We start from the raw sequence: 21,222 nt of genomic DNA, 5'->3' as shown, positions 1-21,222 counted from the left end.
ATGGAAGTGATAGCTGCATATTTTTTAGATTTAATGATAGGCGATCCGCCAGGATATCCTCATCCAGTAAGACTCATGGGAAGACTAATCAGCTTTTTAGAGTGCAAATTTAGAAAGATTGCTAAAACTGAAAGGCAAGAAAGAATCGCCGGTTATTTCTTGTGTGCCATTGTTGTCTTTACAAGCTATATAAGCGGGTACTTTATCATTTACATTGTAAAAGAAATAAATGTCTATTTGGGCAAGATTTTAGATATGCTTCTCATCTACACTTGCCTTGCAACTAATGATTTAGCGAAATCAGCTATGAGAGTATACAATCCTCTTAAAAAAGACAACATTGTTGAAGCTCGGAAGATGTTGTCTTTCATTGTAAGCCGTGATACGGAAAATTTAGGCTACAGTGATATCATAAGAGGTGTCATTGAGACAGTGGCGGAAAACATATCTGATGGTATAATTGGGCCTTTGTTTTACGCTTTTATAGGCGGTGCGCCGTTGGCATTGGCTTACAAGGCTTCCAGTACACTTGACTCGATGGTTGGCTATAAAAATGAAAGATATTTAAACATAGGATATGCTTCTGCAAAGCTTGACGATATTTTAAATTTCCTGCCAGCCAGGATAACAGGACTTTTGATTGTAGCATCATCATTTTTGCTGAGATATGATTATAAAAATAGTTTTCGCATTTTAAAAAGGGATAGATTAAAGCACGAAAGTCCCAACAGTGCACACGGGGAAGCTGCTGTTGCAGGTGCGCTAAATGTGGAGTTGGGAGGGCTTAACTACTATTTTGGAAAGCCTGAACTGAAACCGAAGTTGGGAGATGGCAAAGAAGCACTTGAATTAAAACACATCAAGGATACTGTAAAGATAATGTATATGACATCTTTTCTGGGGTTTATTTTATTCTTTTCTTTTAAAACAATATTAACAGGAGGTATATAGATGAATACAAAGACAACAACGATTAAAAATGTTAAAACATTGACGCTTGTGGCTATGCTTATCGCCATGAGTGCCGTTGGTGCCATGATTAAAGTTTACAATACGGTGGCGTTTGATTCACTGCCGGGATATTTTGCGTCCCTTTATTTTGGAGGATACATAGGAGCGATCGTCATTTCTTTAGGCCACATTTTTACTGCACTTACATCCGGCTTTCCGCTTGGAATACCAAATCACATCATCATTGCTGTGTCGATGGCTGTATGTGCATATTTTTATTCATTGGCGTATAAGAAGTTTAACAGCTATGTGGCAGTCGCTGTTGGTACCATATTAAATGGGCCCGTTGCAACACTTATCTTTGTACCGCAGTACGGTTGGGGATTTTTCATTCAGATGGTGTTGCCGCTTACTATTGCATCTTTTGCAAATGTCCTTTTGGCGTCTATCATCTATAAGACAGTTTTAAAAATGATAAAAAGGTGATAGATGTATATGATAGAGAAGTACAGGGATGTTTTAATCATACACGAAGGCGATGTTGCATTCGCCGTATCATGTGACAGCACAGGTGCAATCGGGGAAAAGGAAAATGATGTTTTAAAGGTAGATGCTGAGATGGTAGGTAGAGCAGCCATAAAAGTTGCATTATCAGAGCTTTTGTGTATTGGTGCTTGGCCAATCGCAATATCAGATGCCTTGTCAAATGAAATGAAGCCCACTGGCATTAAGATCATAGATGGAATAAAAAAAGAGCTTGTTGAAAATGAGATATATGACGTTGCTTTAACTGGCAGCACAGAGGAAAATTTCCCCTCAACTATGACAGGTGTTGGCGTGACAGCAATTGGAAGGGCAGCGAAAGAGGATTTGAAAGTGCGAAAGGCTATGGCAGGCATGGAAGTAGGACTTTTTGGTTACCCCCGTGTTGGACAAGAGGTTTTGCGTTTTAATGATATTCTTTCCCTTAAAGACTATGTGAAAATATTTAGATGCAATGAAATAGCAGAAGCAATTCCTGTAGGGTCAAAGGGAGTAAAGTATGAGCTTGATGTTCTTAAATTTACTTCTGGACTAGATTTATTAAGAAAATACGATGACGAGATTGATGATGAAAAGTCAGGTGGACCTTCCACATGTTGCATTGTAGTTTACAAAGAAGATGATAGGCAGATAGTTAAAAATCTCTTAGACAAGCCATTTATTCGGTTAGGAAGACTCTTTTGAGGTGAATTGAATGGATAAATACGAACATGGTGGCAATATTTATATTTACGATAAAGATGTGATAGATTTTAGCTCAAACATAAATCCTTTTGGCTTTCCGGAGTGTATAAAAGATTCCATTGATATTGCGGATTTGACAAAGTACCCTGATGTAAACTACACAAAATTAAAAAATTCTATTTCAAAATATACAGGGCTGAAAAGTGAAAATATAATAGTAGGAAATGGCGCTTCTGAACTTATCTACCTTTTTGTACGGGCATTTTCTATTAAAAAGCCTCTTATTCCATCACCTGCTTTTTTGGAATACGAAAGAGCAGCTACATTGTCAGGCGGAAATCCTTTGTACTACCGGATTTCTGAAAAAAATGGATACGTGATTGATGTAAATGAAATGATAAATCGCCTCAAAGAAGTGGATTCTATCATCATAGGAAATCCAAACAATCCTACAGGAAAGGCATTAAAGCGAAAAGATGTGGAATACATGGTGAAGGAAGCGAAAAAGCTTGATTTGCCGGTGATGATAGATGAAGCGTTTATAGAATTTATATACGATTATGAAGAATACCAGTCTTTAGATCTTATAAATGACTACGATAATCTTTTTATCGTAAGAGCTGCCACCAAATTCTTTGGGCTGCCTGGATTGCGCTTAGGATACGGTTTTGGAAGTGAAAATTTGATAAAGAGATTGGAAGCTTATAAAGAGCCTTGGACGGTAAATGTTTTTGCTGATACAGCAGGGAGAAAGATTTTTGATGATGTCAAATTTATGGAAAATACGAGAAAATACATAAAAGAGGAAATAGATTATTTGACGAATGAGCTTAAAAAGGTAGATGAATTAGTCGTTTTTGATACGCAGGTCAATTTTATGCTTATAAAGTTGAAGAACCGGCGAGTTAATGATTTAAAAGAAGAATTGTTAAAAAGAGGGATACTGATAAGAGATGCATCAAATTTCAGGTATTTGGACGATAAGTATTTTAGAGTGGCTGTAAAAAGCCATTGTGACAATGTAAAACTGGTAGAATCTATAAAAGAAGTTCTAAAATGATTTTTCCGAAAGAAGGTGTTTTTATTGGCTTTGATTATGGTGACAGGTGGCGCAAGGTCTGGCAAAAGCCAGTTTGCAGAAAGCCTTGCTGTAAAATATGCTGGTAACAGTGTCCTTTACATAGCCACATCTATACCATTTGACGATGAGATGAAAGAAAGAGTTAGAAGGCACAGAGAAAGAAGGCCAAAGGAGTGGGAAACAGTAGAAGCTTACAAAGGCATTTTTGATATAATAAGAAGCACAGATAAGAAAGCTGTGCTTTTAGACTGTCTGACAGTGATGGTGTCTAATCTGCTTTTAGAGATAGATATGACGTGGGAAGAGAAAGATTTAGAAGATGTAGTAAGAGCCGAAGAAAAAATAAGCAGGGAAGTTGATGGCTTTATAAAAGCCTCTAAAGAGAAGGATAAAGATGTAATAGTCGTGACAAATGAAGTTGGAATGGGACTTGTCCCAGAATATAAATTGGGAAGGATATTTAGGGACATATCAGGTAGAATGAACAAAAAAATTGCTGAGAATGCCGATTATGTCTATTTTATGGTTTCAGGCATACCCTTAGAAATAAAAAATAATAGCTTACGGTGATGTGATGAATAAGATGGATGAGATAAAGGCTTTTATATTATCGTTTCAATTTATGACAAGGATACCTATTAATATTCAAATTGATGCAGATAAAAATGACTTTCACAGGATGGTCAAATATTTTCCCTTTGTAGGTGGGGTTGTTGGCTCTGTTGCAAGTTTCATGTTTTTTGCTTCTAAAAATATATTTCCCCGGGAAATAGCCGTCACAGTAGCTGTAGCATCATCGTACATTCTGACAGGTGCTATGCACATCGATGGGTTTGCAGACACATTCGATGGTCTTTTTAGCAACAGAAGTCGGGATAGAATGCTTGAGATAATGAAGGATTCAAGGCTTGGGACGAATGGAGTTCTCGCTTTGGTTTTTTTAATAATTTTAAAGATATTGCTTTTAAATGACATCAAAGGCAACATATATTCTACATTGATATTGATGCCTCTTATTGGACGTTTTTCCATAATTTTAGCAGCGTATGCATCGAAATCAGCAAGAGGTGGAGAAGGGCTGGGAGGACTTATCATAGGGAAAATATCTACGGTGGAGTTAATATTAAGCTTATTGTTTACATCAGTTATAGGCATATATTTTGTTCATTTCACAGCATTACTGAAGCTTTTAGCTATCTCATCAATTGTCACGTATATTATCACTAAGTACATATCTATGAGAATAGGTGGCATGACAGGTGATACATTAGGTGCTGTCAATGAATTTGCAGAGCTTGTGATTGCTGTTTCGATGTATCTAATGAGCGCCATAAAATTGTAGGTATTTAAAAAGGAGAGATGGCAAAACCATACCAATGTCAGATGTGCTTATTGCTTATTTAGCGATAAAAAATGATATGATGATATTCTCATTTGATGGACATTTTAAAATGATAGACGGCGTTAAACTGTTTGACCATATAGCCGTTTAACTGTATAATGGAGTAAAGACAGTTCGCAAAATCCTGTCTATAAACAAAACTACGGAGGAGATAAAATTGAACAGTAAAACTAAGAAGATAGTCTACGGAGCATTGATCGCTGCAGTGTACGCAGCCGTCACAGTGGCCCTTGCGCCTATAAGCTATGGGCAAGTTCAAGTAAGGGTTGCTGAAGCATTGACAATCATGCCTTTCTTTTCGTCGTATTCCATTTTTGGACTTTTTGTTGGATGCATAATTGCAAATATGATAGGCGGAAATGGAATATTCGATGTGGTTTTTGGTTCTTTAGCGACGTTAATTAGCGCTGTAATAACGTATTATATTGGCAAATCGAATCTTAGATATAAGCGGTATTTAGCACCGTTGCCGCCTGTTATAATAAATGGAATCATCATCGGAATAGAATTAAATTTCCTTTACAAACTTCCTCTTGTAGCTTCGATGCTATGGGTTGGATTAGGTGAGATGATAGCGTGCTATGTGCTGGGATTACCATTGCTTTTGTACATAGATAAAAATGACAAGATAAAAAGCGTTATCGGATAGACTTAATACATATTTAATTTGAAATAGCTTTTACATCCTGATAAAATAAAATCAGGATTATTTTTTTGAGGAAGATGCTATGTTTGGATATATAAAGCCTTACAAACCTGAGATGAAGATAAAAGATTACGATGTTTTTAAGGCGTATTACTGTGGCCTATGCAAGGAAATCGGAAGAAAATATGGCGAGATAAGCCGATTGACTTTGAACTATGAGCTTACGTATCTTGCAATTTTTTTATCGGCCTTGTCTGACGAGGAGATATGCATAAGAAAAGAAAGCTGTGTGGCAAATCCGTTTAAGAAAAAACCTATTATGAAAGAAAACCCGTATATTGCTTATGCGGCAGATATGAATGCAATACTTATGTACTATAAATTTTTGGACGACAAAGAAGATGATAAATCTTTAAACGCAGCTTTATTGGAGTCTTTTTTTAAGACAAAATATAGAAAGGCGTATAAGTCATACTTAGAAAAGGCGGAAAAAATAAAAAGGTATTTAGAAGCTTTAAAGGGATTAGAAGAAACGAAGTGTTCATCTGTTGATGTGGCTTCTGAACCATTTGCCAATGTCATGAAAGAAGTGTTTCTAAAAGAGGATCTAAAAATTGGCGATGAAGATTATGCTAAAATCGGTCAAATTGCATATCACTTAGGAAGATTTGTGTATATTTTAGATGCCTACGATGATTTGAAGAATGATTTAAAAAACGGCAGTTATAATCCTTTTATATATCAGTACAATCTTTCTTACAAACAAACAGGCGATGATGAGCTGGAACATACACTGGATGAGATCAAGGAGTGGACAAAATTTAATTTGACTTTTACGCTTTCTACGATAGTTAAATTGTACGAACAGTTGAAGTTCAAAAAGAATGTTGGAATAATCGACAATATTTTTAGAATTGGACTTTACATGGAATTTATGAGGGTTATGGAAGGAGATAAATCATGCAAAATCCGTACGAAGTCTTAGGACTTAAAGAGGGAGCATCAATTGAAGAAGTTAAAAAAGCATATAGAGAGCTTGTAAAAAAATATCATCCTGACCAGTATGCTGACAATCCACTTAAAGATTTAGCGGAGGAGAAACTGAGGGAGATTAACGATGCGTATAAGGCTATAATGGAAGGAGAGGCTTTTAGAAGTGATTACGCCAATGATAGAACTTATGGAAGTGGCAATAGTTCGTGCAGTGACAGCAGTTCCATGTACTATGAAGTAATAAATGCCCTTAACAGAAATGATTTGTACGCTGCGGAAGCTATCTTAAACCGAATGACTGATAGAAGTGCACAGTGGTATTATCTCTACGGTCATGTAAATTACAGGAGAGGAAGATTTGGGGAGGCGTATAACTGCTTTAGGACGGCTGTCAACATGGATCCTGGCAATATTGAGTACCGTGAAGCATTAAACAACATGGAGATGCAAAGAGGTGTTTACCAAGGTGATGTTTACCGAAGGACGATGAACGATGATTGCTGTCAGACTCTTTTTGCTATATGGGCTTGTGACACATGCTGCGAATGTATGGGCGGAGATATGTTTAGATGCTTTTAGGGAGTTGATTTTATGTCAAGAGAGAGGTCGCTTTCTTTAGGGGGTATGCTTGCTGCTGTAAATGTGATTTTGCTTTTCATCTCTGCAGCAATGCCTACCAGTAGACTTTTTCTGCTGGTTTTATCTTCCTTTTCTGTATCTATAATGGTCATAGAAGCAAATGCTAATGTAGGAGCAGCGTTTTATTTTGCTACATCGTTGTTGGCATTTATATTGATACCAAACAAGCTTATAGCTTTTTATTATGCGTGCTTTTTTGGATTTTACGGAATCGTAAAATCGTATATAGAAAGGCTGTCATTAAATAGATTTTTTGAATACGTCTTAAAGCTTATTGTATTCAATCTATCTTTATCTATCATTTATGTGGTGTTTAAATACGTTTTTGCTGCAAATATATTTATAGGCTCTTATTCCACAGTGTTGGTTTTTGCATTGCTGCAAGTATCGTTTGTAATTTACGATTACGCATATACTGTTTTTGTGTCATTTTATCTGAAAAAGGTAAAAAGGCATTAATGACTACGCATTAATGCCAAATACAAACTGCACAAAAGTTCCGAATAGGTAAGACAATGCTGCCGCTCCTAAACCTGACAATACCATCTCGATTATTTTATTTTTTATGGATAGGCTTTCAGAGGCTATTGAGACTACCATACCTACGATAGAAAGTGCTATAGCGGCGAAAATCACAGAGAGGATCAATGCTAATACCGATGATGAAGTGATGAAGAAGTAGGGAATGACGGGAAAGAAAAGTCCTACCAAATACGCCAAGCCTGTGTATAAAGCTGATTTTATCTCATTTTCTTTTACTTCTTCCACCAGCAAATTTGCCATGGCATTTTCGTTGTCGCCTAATTTTTCTACGATTTCTTGACTTATATCGTCAGGTATGCCTGATTCACTTAACTTGTTTAGAAGTTCTTCTTTAGCTCTATTTTTTGATACGTTAAATAGAAGCTCCATCTTGCTTTTGATGCCTTCATTTACCTGTCTTTGAGATCTTACAGATGTATATGCGCCTATTGCCATAGACAATGCGCCTGCAATACCTACCACAAGGCCAGATGCACCGACTATAAGCGGTTTGCTTTGGTACACAGCCGAAAGACCTGTGACAGTTCCTAATATTTCTACCAATCCGTCGTTCATGCCAAGTATAAAGTCTCGTATATTGGAGAAATTCGCTTCTTTGTTTTGGTTGCCTAAATTTTTTTCATGTTCCAGTTCATCTTCTATAATAAAAGCGAGACCTTGACGCTCTGATTCTGTTAGAATGGGGTCCTTGTAGTATTCATAGTATTCATCAGTGCTGTTTGATTCCTGCATCTCTAAAAGTATTATAAAAAGGCGGCTTCCAAGGAGTGTCCGCAGAATTTTATAAAACCACAGACTGTTAGCGCGCACTTTTGGTTTTAGCTTTACACCTCTATCGCTTAAAAAGTCGTACCAAAACTTCGTATGATTTGCCTCAATCTTTGACAGTTCCTCAAATAACTCCTTTACTTCCTTTTTAGATTCTACTTTTGCAAGGTAAGAGTACAACTGCTTTGCATTTAATTCATCGTAGTAAAATTTTTTGGCCTTTTCGATTGCCTGCATTTCAACTCCTCCTCCCATATATTTCATTTTATATTATTTGCCGTAAACATACAAGGCATCATATAAAAAAGACATTAAAATGCGAATTACTATCACATTTTAATGCCTTTTTAATCATGTCTAAGTATTATTTTTTTGCCTTTTCTAAGGCGTTTTTGACGGCTATCTTCCAGTTTGTAGTCGTCTCTGTAGCACCTGCTATTGTGTCAACATTGTAAGTTTGCTTTTTGATCATCTCATTGGCCATATCGACTCTGAACTTTTTTAAATTAGGATATACTTTGCCTGTCTTTGGGTCTTTTTGACCTGTCCATTTGTCGTAATTTATTTCTTTTCCGCTTTTATCTAAGCGTCTTAATGTTATGCTTGTTATTTTTCCATTTTTTATTACGACTGTAGCGTCTTCACTGCCTTCAGACCATTTTGGACCAGCGCCTGTGTATGTACCATCTTTGTAAGATACCTTAGGCGTAGTTTGAGGCTTTGGCTTTTGAGTTGATGGCTTTGTCATAGTTTTGCATGAAACAAGGCTTAAAGCCAAAACTGCAATTATAGCTATGGATATGATTTTTCTTAATGCTTTCATCTTATTCCTCCTAAACTCGTTATTTACTATTTATTTTTCTTCAAGAAGATGATATTATTCAAAAATTCACTAAAATTTAACATACACCTTTTACAATTTGTTAATCGATTTAACAAAATTCTGACACAACTTCAGGACATAATAGTAAATGAAAAAGGAGGTGCAGATTTTGTTTAGACAATTTTATGTAATATCAAAGAAGGAGGTAAATGAACGATGATAAAATACAAGAGATTGTTGGCGGCTACAATGCTTGGTGTGATGCTTTTTTCGATGGTGGCGTTGGCAGATGAAACTGCGCTACCACAGCAAAGCACCATTTCAACAGCCGCTCCAAATAAAGTAGATCCAATAAAAAAATTGGAGGATATAAAGGCGAAGGTTACTGAAAAGTACAACCAAGGTAAAATAAGCAAAGAGAAGTATGACAGCATGATTTCAAAGATAAATGAAAAAGAACAATATATAAAAGAGCTTAACAGTTTGACACTTTCTCAAAAGCGGCAGAAGCTTATCAGTGATTTCACTGCTACTTTAAACAAGAAAGTGCAAAGTGGGAAGATTTCACAGGATAAGGCAAATGAGCTTATTAAAAAATACACTGACAAGGTAAACAAATGGGATGGAACAGGTTTTCCTCCCGGAATGAAAGGATTTAAAAGGGGAGATGGGTACAAAAAATTCAAAAATGCCCTTGAAAAAGCTGTAAAAGACAAGAAGATTACAGAAAGCCAGAAACAGGATATATTAAATTACTTAAATTAAGGTAAATAGTCGAAAAGGGCAGATAACTGCCCTTTAAAATATATTGCTTATTATGTACATGTATATTGGCACCACGATTAAACTTAGAAGATTTGTTGCGGCTATCATTATGGATGGGTATTTCTGGTCGCTTTTGTAAGCATGGGCTACAATCGCTATTTGCGTCATCACAGGTAAAGCGCTTTGAATGACAAATACTTTTTCCATCAAAATGTTAAGTTTGAAAAGGTGCAGTACCAGTATCGTTATGATGGGTGCTATTATGATGCGACCTATAAGCAAAAATAAGACGTTTTTGTCCAGCTTAAAATCCTTCAAGTCTGTCATGTAGATGGATATTCCTATAAAGATCATAGAGAGAGGCGTTGTAAGCTGACCGATGTATTTTGCTGTGTCGACTAAAAATTGAGGCGTTTTTATTCCCAGCAATATGAAGATGATGCCTACAATGTATCCTAAAAGCGGCGCAGAAAATATCTTTTTTAATGCCTGGTACATTGAAAAATCTCCATTTGGGTCTTCTACATCTTTTCTTATGTTGTAAAGCCCTATCGTCCAAAACAGCGTTGTATTTGCAACGTAGTACAAAAGCACGTACGGGACGGCTTTATTGCCAAAAAGAGCTTGGTTGACAGGAAGACCTACAAATATCGTGTTGGAAAAGGCAAATATGGCAGAAAACAAGCCTGCTTTTTTCCTATCGAATTTCAGCAAGATTACAAGCATGTTAGCGATTAAATATGTTATCAAAATGCTTAGAAAAGCGGCGATTAAGCCAAATATCATGTGAGACAACTGATTTCTTTCAAGATTTTCGATGACGGTGTAAAACATTAGACATGGAAGGGATATTTTGACGACGATTCTTGAAAAAATCTCAGATGCGGATTCATCCAGCCACTTTTTATACGAAAGAATATAACCTAAGACGATGATGAGGACAATGGGTAAAATGCTTTCAATTCCATTTAATAATACCAATTTATATCCCTCGCAGAAATTTGTATTTGAAAAGGCAGAAATGCCCTTTAATGGCTAAAGAGCATTTCTTAATCAAAGCAACTTTTCAAGGTTGTTTTTGATTTCATTTAAGAATTCCTTGGTGTTTACAGCCTTTTTATGAGGAAGTTCTGATATTGCAGCTAAATCTTTAGTCATTATGCCATCTTCTATTGTTTTTAAAGATGCTTCCTCTAATTTTTCAGCAAACTTCATTAAGTGCTTGTTTCCGTCTAATTCACCCCGCTTTTTCAATGCGCCAGTCCATGCAAATATAGTAGCGATAGGGTTTGTAGATGTTTCTTCACCTTGTAAATACTTGTAATAATGGCGCGTCACCGTTCCATGGGCTGCTTCGTATTCAAAATCGCCATCAGGCGATACTAATACGGATGTCATCATTGCCAAACTTCCAAAGGCAGTAGCAACCATGTCTGACATTACATCTCCATCGTAATTTTTCAAAGCCCATATCATGCCGCCTTCTGATCTTATGACTCTTGCCACTGCGTCGTCTATCAATGTGTAGAAATACTCGATTCCAGCTTCTTTGAATTTATCTTTGTACTCGCTTTCGTACATATCATTGAATATGTCTTTAAAAGTGTGGTCGTATACTTTTGAGATGGTATCTTTTGTGGCAAACCATAAATCCTGTTTTTGACTTAATGCGTAGTTGAAACAGGCTTTTGCGAAGCTTTTTATAGACTTGTCTATGTTGTGCATACCTATTAAAATCCCTGGACCGTCAAACTGGTGTATAGTCTGCCTTTCGATGGAGTTATCGTCGTACGTCACTACTAATTCCGCTTTAGCTGCCTTTTCTACTCTGTATTCTACGTCTTTGTACACATCGCCATAAGCGTGACGAGCAATCGTTATAGGCTTTGTCCAGCTTTTTACGAGAGGTTTGATTCCGTTTACCAGTATGGGTGTTCTAAAAACAGTGCCGTCTAATATAGCTCTTATGGTGCCATTGGGGCTTTTCCACATCTTTTTTAAGTTGTATTCTTCGACTCTCTGAGCATTAGGTGTTATAGTTGCGCATTTGACGCCTACTTTGTGTTTTTTTATAGCATAAGCGGCATCTACAGTCACTTGATCATCTGTTAGATCTCTATTTTTAAGACCCAGATCGTAGTATTCTGTATTCAGTTCTACAAAAGGATGTATAAGGGTGTCTTTTATCATCTGCCAGATGATTCTGGTCATTTCATCGCCATCCAGCTCTACGATAGGATTTGCCATCTTTATCTTTTCTCTCATATCATCCGCTCCTTTTACGTAGTTTATAACATTAATTATATAAAACATTAAATAGATAAACAAGAGAAAAATTTAGAAGGAGGCAACTAAATCGATACATAAAAATTAATGAGCGAAAGTAATTTCGCTCATTAATTGTGTGAAGCTAATTTTGTTCAGCAAGCTTCTTGTATGTCTCGTATTTTTCTTTTGCAAGTTCTTCAGCTTTTTCAAACAAGGCTTCTGCTCTTTCTGGGAATGTCTTTGCCAATGAAGAATAGCGAACTTCTCCCATGATGAATTCTTTGTATGAAGCTGTTGGAGCCTTTGAGTCAAGGATAAATGGATTCTTGCCTTCAGCTTTAAGCATTGGGTTGTACCTGTATAGATGCCAGTAGCCAGCTTCAACTGCTTTCTTTTCTTCTATCTGACTGCAGCCCATTCCAAGCTTAATGCCGTGGTTGATACATGGAGCATATGCTATTATAAGCGATGGGCCAGGATAGCTTTCAGCCTCTTTCAAGGCTTTTATTGTCTGTGCTTGGTTGGCACCCATAGCTATCTGCGCAACATAGACATATCCATAGCTCATTGCGATGCGGCCTAAATCTTTCTTGCCGATTCCTTTACCTGCTGCAGCAAATTGTGCTATAGCGCCTACTGGCGTTGCTTTTGATGATTGACCACCTGTATTTGAATATACTTCTGTATCAAATACAAGAACATTTACGTCTTCGCCAGATGCCAGCACATGGTCAAGACCGCCAAAGCCTATATCGTATGCCCAACCGTCACCGCCAAATATCCATTGTGACTTCTTGACAAGATATTCTTTCCTATCAAGTATTTCATTTAAAAGTTCCTTGACTTTTCCGTCATCTGTCTTGTAGTCCTGTATCAATGAAACTATGATGTTAGCTGTCTTCTTTGTTATCTCTGAGCTATTGAAGTTGTCAAGCCATAACTTTAAGGCATTCTTTAGATCTTGAGTAAGATCTAATTCTAATGCTTCTTTTACTATATCAGCTAATTTTTCTCTCTGTTGTTTTACAGCCAATGCCATACCGAAGCCAAACTCAGCGTTGTCTTCAAATAGTGAGTTAGCCCAAGCTGGACCATGACCATCTTTGTTTACTGTGTACGGTGTAGATGGTGCACTGCCACCCCAAATGGACGAACAACCTGTAGCATTTGCGATAAGCATTCTGTCGCCAAATAATTGTGTTACAAGCCTTGCGTATGGTGTTTCACCGCATCCTGCGCAAGCACCAGAGAATTCAAGCAAAGGCTTCTCGAATTGGCTGCCTTTTACCGTATCTGTTCCTAATGGGTTCTCTTTGTGGGATAATGACATAGCGTATTCCCAATTCTTCGCTTGATCCAACTGCGTTTCTAAAGGCTTCATTATTAAAGACTTTTCTTTTGAAGGACATGTGTTTGCGCATACGCCGCAGCCTGTACAATCAAGCACGCTTACTTGAATCCTGAAGTTTAATCCTTCTAAGCCTTTACCGATAGCTTTTTTGGAAGTAAATCCTTCAGGAGCGTTTTTGACTTCTTCTTCATTTAAGAGGAATGGCCTAATTGCTGCATGTGGACATACATATGCACACTGGTTGCACTGTATGCAGTTGTCCATCTGCCATTCAGGCACATCTACGGCGATACCGCGTTTCTCATATGCTGCAGTGCCCATTGGGAATGTACCGTCTTCCATGCCTACAAAGGCACTTACAGGCAATTTGTCTCCTTCTTGTCTATTCATAACATCTGCTATATTCTTTATGAAATCAGGAACATTTCTTTCTACTTTAACTTCGTCTTCAGCATTTGCCCATGATGCAGGAACATCTACCTTAACAAGTGCATCTATTCCACGATCGACGGCTGCGTAGTTCATGTTGACTATCTTTTCGCCTTTATGACCGTAAGACTTCACAATAGCATCTTTCAAATGCTTAACTGCTTCATCAATAGGAATGATGTTTGCAAGCTTAAAGAATGCTGATTGCATTATCATGTTTATTCTTGCACCAAGGCCTAATTCTTTTGCTATGTCAACTGCATTTATGATGTAGAAATTGATGTTGTTCTTAGCGATGTACCTCTTCATGGAAGCAGGCAGCTTTTCATCAAGTTCTTCTGGTTTCCATGTGCAGTTTAATAAGAATGTACCGCCTTTTTTGAGGCCTGCAAGCACATCGTAGTTGTACACGTAAGCTTGTTTATGGCATGCAACAAAATCAGCATTGTTTATAAGGTATGTTGACCTTATAGGCTTTTTGCCAAAGCGCAAGTGGGATATTGTTACACCGCCAGACTTCTTAGAGTCGTATGAGAAGTATGCTTGTGCATACATGTCAGTATTATCGCCGATAATCTGTATAGCACTCTTGTTTGCACCAACTGTACCGTCTGAACCAAAGCCCCAGAATTTGCAGCTTATAGTGCCTTCTGGTGTTGTTTCAATTTCTTCACCGACAGGAAGTGATGTGTATGTCACATCATCTACTATGCCAATCGTGAAGTTGTTCTTTGGTGCATCTGATTTCAAGTTGTCAAATACTGCTACTATTTGAGCTGGTGTAGTATCTTTAGAGCCTAAGCCGTAACGTCCTCCTACGATAACAGGTTTCATTTCGCTGTCGTAGAAAGCTGCCCTTACATCCTCATAAAGTGGTTCGCCAAATGCGCCTGCTTCTTTCGTTCTGTCTAATACGGCTATCTTCTTTACTGTCTTTGGTATAGCATCCATAAAGTGTTTGAATGAGAAAGGCCTATAGAGATGTACTTTTACGACACCTACTTTTTCGCCTTTTTTCAGCAAGTAGTCGATTGTTTCCTCAATCGTCTCTGTAACTGAACCCATAGCGATTACAATGCGTTCAGCGTCTGGTGCACCATAGTAGTTAAATAGCTTGTACTCTCTGCCTGTAATCTTGCTTATTTCTTTCATGTACTCTTCTACTATTTCTGGCACAGCATTGTAGAATCTGTTGGATGCTTCTCTTTCTTGGAAGTATATATCAGGGTTTTGAGCTGTACCTCTTGTGACAGGATGCTCTGGATTTAATGCTCTCTTTTTGAACTCCCTTACTGCGTCCATGTCCAAAAGCTTTCTTAAATCTTCATAGTCCATTACTTCTATTTTCTGATACTCGTGAGATGTCCTAAAACCATCAAAGAAATGCAAAAATGGTACTCTACCTTTTATAGCTGCTAAATGTGCGACTGAGCCTAAGTCCATGACTTCTTGAACACTGCCTGATGCAAGAAGTGCAAATCCTGTCTGTCTGCATGCCATTACGTCTTGATGGTCACCAAATATTGATAATGCGTGTGATGCAAGCGCACGAGCACTAACGTGGAATACGCCTGGCAAAAGCTCACCAGCGATCTTGTACATGTTAGGAATCATCAATAGTAATCCTTGTGATGCTGTGAATGTTGTAGTTAAGGCACCAGCAGCAAGAGAACCGTGTACTGCACCAGCAGCACCTGCTTCTGACTGCATCTCGATGACTTTTACTTCTTGCCCAAAGAGATTTTTTCTGCCGTGGGCACTCCATTCATCAACATGTTCTGCCATAGGTGATGATGGAGTTATAGGATAGATGGCAGCTACTTCTGTAAAAGCGTATGCCACGTGTGCAGCGGCTGTGTTGCCATCCATGGTCTTCATAACCTTCGACATTGTATTTCCCCTCTCTTTTTAAATTTATATTTAAATCTAAGGATTATATAAGCAAACTATTATAATACAGCATAAACAAATATGTACTGTTATACAACAGCTATTAAGCAATTATATAACAGTTTTCTGAAAATGCTTATATATATACCTTTAGACTTTATATAACAGTTCCACGATAATTATATCACAGATGATTAAAATATAAAAATATTTTTTTGACAAAATTTTATTCATAAAATTATGAGCTGGTCATATTATGTGATATAATATTAATTAAAGTCCACAGCATCTATAATTTAATATTTCGGCTAATTGTGTATTTTGTTAAGCAGGGATTGACTTTAATGCTTGAAAATGATAAAATAAATTACATGAATTTTTTCTACATTGAAGGAAAGTAAATAGGGGGTTTCTATGAAAGGGTTGCTTTGCAAATTTACCGCTTAGCCAGTATTTATCTAATTTATAGATAGATAGTGGCTTTTATAAAATATTTCAAATATTAAAATTCTGCATAATATCACGTCTATTATTTCAAAAATTTTCATATCGTGTGAAAGGAATGAGATAGAAAAGATGGAAAATGGCATTTTAGATTACTTTATACTACCTGATGAAGTTTCTGATATTTTAAGAAGCGGAAGAGAAATAATTATTCCTGAAAACAGAAAAGAACTATTAGATTTGACGATAGGTGGCAGTGGAAATGACACGTTTGAAGTGTCATACGAAGTACCAGGAAAAGGGAAAGTCGTGGAAGCTACTGTTGCAAAGTGTAAAAACGGCTTTGCAGTAAATTACCCTGAACCGTACATGAGGCGGAGAGAGCCAAACTGCATGGTTATAGCTGATGATAAAGACACTGATAAGGTTAGGTACAAAGACAGGTTTGGTGAAGACTTTGAACCTTTAAGGCTTGAGACTTTTAACTGGTTAAAGAAGCAGGATTTGATTGTAATGCCGTTTATGGCTGGCGATGAAAGATTAGGATATGCTTCATTGGTAATCGCACCAAAAAATGCTGGTTTTTTTGTCCTTGCTCTTGCAGACATCCAAGGTTTTATACCGAAGGAAAAAATCGGTGAGAACTTTAAACCATGCTCTATCATATTTGTAGCACCTCCTTTCAGACATACCCATTTCAACGGAAAGCAAGTGGTCGTTCATAACAGGCTTGAAGACATGCAAGAACTATTCTCCTACAATTTATATCCTGGTCCAAGTGCGAAAAAAGGAGTTTACAGCGTTCTTTTAGATGTGGGTGAAAAAGAAGGGTGGATAACAGCCCATGCATCCACTGTAAGAGTCATAACACCTTATGACAACATAATGACCATCATGCATGAAGGCGCCAGCGGTGGCGGAAAAAGTGAGATGACTGAGCAGCTTCCAAGGGAATTGGATGGAAGGATACATTTTGGCACTAACATCGTGACTAAGGAAAAATTCTACATGGAACTTAAAGAAAACAGCGAACTGCAGCCTGTTACAGACGATATGGCATTGTGTCATCCATCATATCAAGACACAAGTAAGAAGTTAGTCGTTAAAGATGCGGAAAATGGATGGTTTATAAGGCTTGACCATGTTACAGAGTATGGTTCAAGTCCTGATCTTGAAAAATTGTGTATCCATCCGAAAGAGCCACTTCTTTTCCTTAATATTGATGGTGTACCTAATTCTACATGTTTAATATGGGAGCACATAGAAGATAGCCCTGGTAAGCCTTGCACTAACCCGAGAGTCATAATGCCAAGGGGATTCATTGCAAATACGGTAGATGATGCAGTAGAAGTCGACATAAGAAGCTTTGGTGTGAGAACTCCTCCCTGCACTAAAGAAAATCCTTCTTATGGCATATTAGGTGTGCTTCACGTGCTGCCACCATCTATTGCTTGGCTTTGGAGGTTAGTGGCTCCAAGAGGCTATGCAAACCCCAGCATCATAGATACAGAAGGGCTAAGCAGTGAAGGCGTTGGTTCATACTGGCCATTTGCCACAGGAAAGATGGTACGACATGCAAATCTCATATTAGAACAAATACAGAATACGCCTGCCACAAGGTACGTGCTTATACCAAATCAACATATAGGCGCTTATAAAGTCGGATTCATGCCTCAATGGATTGCAAGGGAATATTTGTCAAGGCGCGGTGGCGCAAAATTCAGGCCTGATCAGTTGACAGAGTCAAAATGCCCTCTATTAGGGTATTCCCTGGAGTCCCTTAAAATAGATGGCGAATTTATGCCGAAGCATTTCTTACAGGTACACTTGCAGCCTGAAGTGGGTGAAGAAGCATTTATGAAAGGTGCGAAGATATTGACTGATTTCTTTAAACAAGAGCTTAAAAAATATTTGACGCCGGATTTGTCAAAACTGGGCAGAGATATTATAGAATGTTGCCTTGATGACGGTTCTTTTGATGACTATATCAATATTCTGTAAATGCGGATCTTTTGATCCGTATTTTTTTATCGCAATTGTTGAAAAAATAAGCGCTTTATTATATTCTCAATTCGAGAAATAATTATTAAATTTGTGATAGCGGAGGTAAATATGGATAAAATCGTAGAGTGTATTCCAAATTTCAGCGAAGGCAGAGACCAAAAGAAGATCGCAGCCCTTGTGGCAGAAGTGGCATCTGTAAATGGCGTTAAATTGTTAGACTATACCATGGATAAAGACCACAATAGGTCTGTTATAACATTTTGTGGAGATGTGGATGGAATAAAAGAGGCTGCCTTTAATGTGGCCAAAAAAGCTTCGGAATTAATCGACATGAGGTATCATAAAGGACAGCATCCAAGAGTTGGGGCTTTAGATGTTTTGCCATTTGTGCCTCTTAAGAATGTCACTATGGATGAATGTGTAGCGATAGCAAAAGATGTAGGAAGTCGCATAGGGGAAGAACTTAAGATACCTGTATATCTTTATGAAGAAGCTCAGGGAAACCCATTAAGGAGAAACCTTGAGGACATAAGGAGAGGTGGATATGAAGGCTTTTTTGAAAAAATAAAAATGCCTGATTGGGTTCCTGATTACGGACCGCATGTAATGAATGAAAAAAGCGGTGTCACTGTTGTAGGTGCAAGAAATTTTCTGATAGCTTTCAATGTAAATTTAGGAACAACTAACATAGATATCGCGAAGAAAATAGCAAAGGCAATAAGGCATTCTTCAGGTGGCTTCAGATATTTAAAGGCGATGGGGGTAGATTTGAAGGAGCGAAATGTCGTACAGGTTTCAATGAATTTTACAAACTATGAGAAGACGCCACTGTATAGGGTTTTTGAAGTCATTAAAAATGAAGCGTCAAGGTATGGAGTAAATATCGTTGGCAGCGAACTTATCGGTCTTATACCCGCTAAAGCGCTGTTTGATACTGCTGAGCACTATCTGATGATGGAGAACTTTAGCTATGATAAAGTCATAGAAAATAGAATTTACGAGTAGGTATTCAAGATAAGGGAAATAAGGTATAATTAAGAAAAAGGACAAAGGAGGCAAATTTATGTTGGTAAACGAAACTTTAGAAGAATATGTAAAAGATGTATCATCTTCAAAACCTGCGCCTGGTGGTGGAAGTGTATCTGCTTTAGTGGCAAGCTTAGGCGTGGCGTTGTCATCAATGGTTTATAATCTCACAATCGGCAGAAAGTTCTACGATGAGTATGACAGCGATATAAAGGATGAGATTGAAAACGGACTTAAAATATGCGAAAGGCTTATATCGGAGTTAATGCCTTTAGTAGATGAAGATAAAAATGCATACGAGGATGTCATAAAAGCCATCAAAATGCCTAAAAATAATGATGAAGAGAAGGCTTTAAGAAGTCAAAAATTAGATGAAGCTTATTTAAAAGCTATAAATGTGCCGCTTAAGTTAGCGAGACTTTTAAGCGAAGGGTTTGCACCTACTTTGCTTATTGCTCAGTATGGCAATCCAAATGCAATATCAGATGCGGCAGTTGGTGCGTTGCTTCTATTCGCAGGGCTTCAAAGTGCTTATATAAATGTAAAAGTAAATGCTAAATTTTTAAAAGACAAATCACTGGCAGATAGCGCCGTTGAAGAATGTGAGAGTTTGATAAAAAGGTATGAACCTGTAAAAGACGAGATACTGAGTATTTCTATTAAAAATTTGTGATAGATAAGTTTAAGTGTAAAAGTGTTAAAAGACAAGAAAAAGTGAGAAAGATAGAGAAAAGATGAGATAATTTTGTAATACAAGCTTAGAAATAATGTTGTGAATGAATGGTTTTAGAATTATAATGTTGTTAGATGTCAGACAACAGACGGAAATTGGAAAGCTAAATATTAGAAAAACGATATCAAAAATAGGAGGATGAAGTAATGAAAAAATTACGTGCAGTTCTTTCATTAATGCTGGCATTTGTTTTGACGTTATCACTTTTATCAGGATGTTCTTCAGCTACAAAACAACAACAGTCATCACAGTCAAACAATACGACTCAAAATGCGAAGAACAAAGACTTTAAAGTAGGTCTTGTAACAGACGTTGGCGGTATAAATGACCATAGCTTCAACCAGTTGGCATATCAAGGTCTTGAAAAAGCTAAAAGTGAGCTTGGTGTTACAGCTAACTTTATTCAATCAAAGCAACAGACAGATTACATTACAAACCTTACACAGTTCGCTCAGCAAAAGTACAACTTAGTAATAGCTGTAGGCTTCCTTATGAAAGATGCAGTTGAACAAGTATCAAAAGAATTTCCTGATACGAAGTTCTTGATCATCGATTCAGACATTACTGACAGGCCAAATGTTGCATCTGCTACATTTAAGACAGAGCAGTGCGGATACTTAGTAGGTGTGATGGCAGGTCTTATGGAAAAAGAAAAGAATTCAAAGCTTAATGATCAAAACGTTGTTGGCGTTGTAGGAGGAATGCAGATTCCACCTGTTGACAGCTACATTGCAGGTTTCCAACAAGGCGTAAAAGCTGTAAATCCTGATACAAAGGTACTTGTAAGCTACACAGGAAACTTCAATGATCCAGCATCAGGAAAGCAAATGGCTTTGACACAAATAAGCCAAGGAGCAGATATAGTATTCCATGTTGCAGGACAAACTGGCGATGGCGTTATAAATGCTGCTAAAGAAAAAAATGTATACGCAATAGGCGTTGACGCAGACCAAAATTACATGGCTCCTGATACAGTTATGACATCAGCACTTAAAAAAGTTGATGTTGCAACATTTGAGACTATAAAGAATGCTCTTAATAACAACTTCAAGAGTGGTCTCGTGTACTTCGACTTGGCAAATGATGGCGTTGGCTACGCTAAGCCGATAAAAGATGTTCCACAATCTATAATTGATAAAGTTAATGAATATGCTAATAAGATAAAAGACGGTACGATAAAAGTTTCAGATCAAGTACAGAAATAATGGCTAACTTAGGGGCTGACGGAGTTCAGCCCCT

General features: G+C 37.4%; 20 protein-coding genes. 15 read left to right on the top strand and 5 right to left on the bottom strand.

From position 1 onward, the window contains the following. The 10 genes from cbiB (at window position 1) to ACZ42G_RS11730 (ending at window position 7,398) form a co-directional block, all read left to right on the top strand. On the top strand, window positions 1-951 hold the full coding sequence (gene cbiB, locus ACZ42G_RS11775) for an adenosylcobinamide-phosphate synthase CbiB (protein WP_274893399.1): 951 nt from the start codon (window positions 1-3) through the stop codon (window positions 949-951). Next, window positions 952-1,437, top strand: coding sequence for an ECF transporter S component (locus ACZ42G_RS11770; RefSeq protein ID WP_085111789.1), 486 nt, complete (start codon window positions 952-954; stop codon window positions 1,435-1,437). It abuts the gene before it with no gap. A gap of 9 nt (window positions 1,438-1,446) precedes the next feature. Further along, window positions 1,447-2,178: an AIR synthase related protein gene (locus tag ACZ42G_RS11765; RefSeq protein ID WP_464850554.1), complete on the top strand. Its 732-nt coding sequence runs from the start codon at window positions 1,447-1,449 to the stop codon at window positions 2,176-2,178. Window positions 2,179-2,188: 10 nt separating this feature from the next. Continuing rightward, window positions 2,189-3,238 (top strand): threonine-phosphate decarboxylase CobD, encoded by a 1,050-nt coding sequence (cobD, locus tag ACZ42G_RS11760; protein ID WP_464850552.1) that lies wholly within the window; start codon window positions 2,189-2,191, stop codon window positions 3,236-3,238. Between the two features lie 24 nt (window positions 3,239-3,262). Beyond that, entirely contained in the window at window positions 3,263-3,829 is a 567-nt protein-coding gene (cobU, locus tag ACZ42G_RS11755) for a bifunctional adenosylcobinamide kinase/adenosylcobinamide-phosphate guanylyltransferase (RefSeq protein WP_274893396.1), read from the top strand. A 13-nt stretch (window positions 3,830-3,842) separates the two neighbouring features. Next, window positions 3,843-4,601 (top strand): adenosylcobinamide-GDP ribazoletransferase, encoded by a 759-nt coding sequence (gene cobS / locus ACZ42G_RS11750; RefSeq protein WP_274893395.1) that lies wholly within the window; start codon window positions 3,843-3,845, stop codon window positions 4,599-4,601. Between the two features lie 217 nt (window positions 4,602-4,818). Continuing rightward, window positions 4,819-5,310 carry a QueT transporter family protein gene (locus ACZ42G_RS11745; RefSeq protein ID WP_274893394.1) on the top strand — a complete coding sequence of 164 codons (492 nt, stop codon included), beginning with the start codon at window positions 4,819-4,821 and terminating at the stop codon, window positions 5,308-5,310. A 79-nt stretch (window positions 5,311-5,389) separates the two neighbouring features. Further along, window positions 5,390-6,292: a DUF5685 family protein gene (locus tag ACZ42G_RS11740; RefSeq protein ID WP_464850549.1), complete on the top strand. Its 903-nt coding sequence runs from the start codon at window positions 5,390-5,392 to the stop codon at window positions 6,290-6,292. Next, window positions 6,268-6,879, top strand: a complete 612-nt coding sequence (locus ACZ42G_RS11735) for a J domain-containing protein (RefSeq protein WP_464850547.1) — start codon at window positions 6,268-6,270, stop codon at window positions 6,877-6,879. The genes ACZ42G_RS11740 and ACZ42G_RS11735 overlap by 25 nt, the downstream gene beginning before the upstream one ends. Before the next feature lie 12 nt (window positions 6,880-6,891). Continuing rightward, window positions 6,892-7,398: a hypothetical protein gene (locus ACZ42G_RS11730; protein WP_464850545.1), complete on the top strand. Its 507-nt coding sequence runs from the start codon at window positions 6,892-6,894 to the stop codon at window positions 7,396-7,398. Window positions 7,399-7,401: 3 nt separating this feature from the next. Here the strand turns inward: ACZ42G_RS11730 and ACZ42G_RS11725 are convergent, their stop codons facing one another. Then, window positions 7,402-8,487 (bottom strand): VIT1/CCC1 transporter family protein, encoded by a 1,086-nt coding sequence (locus ACZ42G_RS11725; RefSeq protein WP_085111779.1) that lies wholly within the window; start codon window positions 8,485-8,487, stop codon window positions 7,402-7,404. Window positions 8,488-8,614: 127 nt separating this feature from the next. Beyond that, complete coding sequence (locus tag ACZ42G_RS11720) at window positions 8,615-9,073, bottom strand: FMN-binding protein (protein WP_085111778.1); 459 nt, start codon at window positions 9,071-9,073, stop codon at window positions 8,615-8,617. Between the two features lie 216 nt (window positions 9,074-9,289). On the opposite strand from ACZ42G_RS11720, the gene ACZ42G_RS11715 reads away from it, so the two are divergent. Further along, a complete protein-coding gene (locus tag ACZ42G_RS11715; RefSeq protein ID WP_464850544.1) occupies window positions 9,290-9,838 on the top strand; it encodes a hypothetical protein in 549 nt (182 codons plus the stop codon). A gap of 33 nt (window positions 9,839-9,871) precedes the next feature. Here the strand turns inward: ACZ42G_RS11715 and ACZ42G_RS11710 are convergent, their stop codons facing one another. The 3 genes from ACZ42G_RS11710 to nifJ form a co-directional block, all read right to left on the bottom strand. Beyond that, entirely contained in the window at window positions 9,872-10,819 is a 948-nt protein-coding gene (locus ACZ42G_RS11710) for an AEC family transporter (protein WP_085111776.1), read from the bottom strand. A 72-nt stretch (window positions 10,820-10,891) separates the two neighbouring features. Next, window positions 10,892-12,103 (bottom strand): NADP-dependent isocitrate dehydrogenase, encoded by a 1,212-nt coding sequence (locus tag ACZ42G_RS11705; RefSeq protein WP_085111775.1) that lies wholly within the window; start codon window positions 12,101-12,103, stop codon window positions 10,892-10,894. A gap of 145 nt (window positions 12,104-12,248) precedes the next feature. After that, window positions 12,249-15,776, bottom strand: coding sequence for a pyruvate:ferredoxin (flavodoxin) oxidoreductase (nifJ, locus tag ACZ42G_RS11700; protein ID WP_464850543.1), 3,528 nt, complete (start codon window positions 15,774-15,776; stop codon window positions 12,249-12,251). A gap of 576 nt (window positions 15,777-16,352) precedes the next feature. Between nifJ and ACZ42G_RS11695 the strand changes: the two genes are divergently transcribed. The 4 genes from ACZ42G_RS11695 (at window position 16,353) to ACZ42G_RS11680 (ending at window position 21,188) form a co-directional block, all read left to right on the top strand. Next, entirely contained in the window at window positions 16,353-18,221 is a 1,869-nt protein-coding gene (locus tag ACZ42G_RS11695; RefSeq protein WP_464850542.1) for a DUF4914 family protein, read from the top strand. Window positions 18,222-18,332: 111 nt separating this feature from the next. Continuing rightward, complete coding sequence (gene ftcD, locus ACZ42G_RS11690) at window positions 18,333-19,229, top strand: glutamate formimidoyltransferase (RefSeq protein WP_464850541.1); 897 nt, start codon at window positions 18,333-18,335, stop codon at window positions 19,227-19,229. 58 nt (window positions 19,230-19,287) lie between these two features. After that, complete coding sequence (locus ACZ42G_RS11685; protein ID WP_085111771.1) at window positions 19,288-19,923, top strand: cyclodeaminase/cyclohydrolase family protein; 636 nt, start codon at window positions 19,288-19,290, stop codon at window positions 19,921-19,923. A 206-nt stretch (window positions 19,924-20,129) separates the two neighbouring features. Further along, the gene (locus ACZ42G_RS11680) at window positions 20,130-21,188 is read left to right on the top strand and encodes a BMP family lipoprotein (RefSeq protein ID WP_085111770.1); all 1,059 of its coding nucleotides are present in this window, start codon (window positions 20,130-20,132) and stop codon (window positions 21,186-21,188) included. Window positions 21,189-21,222: the final 34 nt, after the last annotated feature.

The sequence above is a fragment of the Thermoanaerobacterium calidifontis genome (assembly GCF_055381745.1).
The sequence above is the reverse complement of the archived record's forward strand: the minus strand, read 5'-3'. Positions and strand labels throughout refer to the sequence as shown.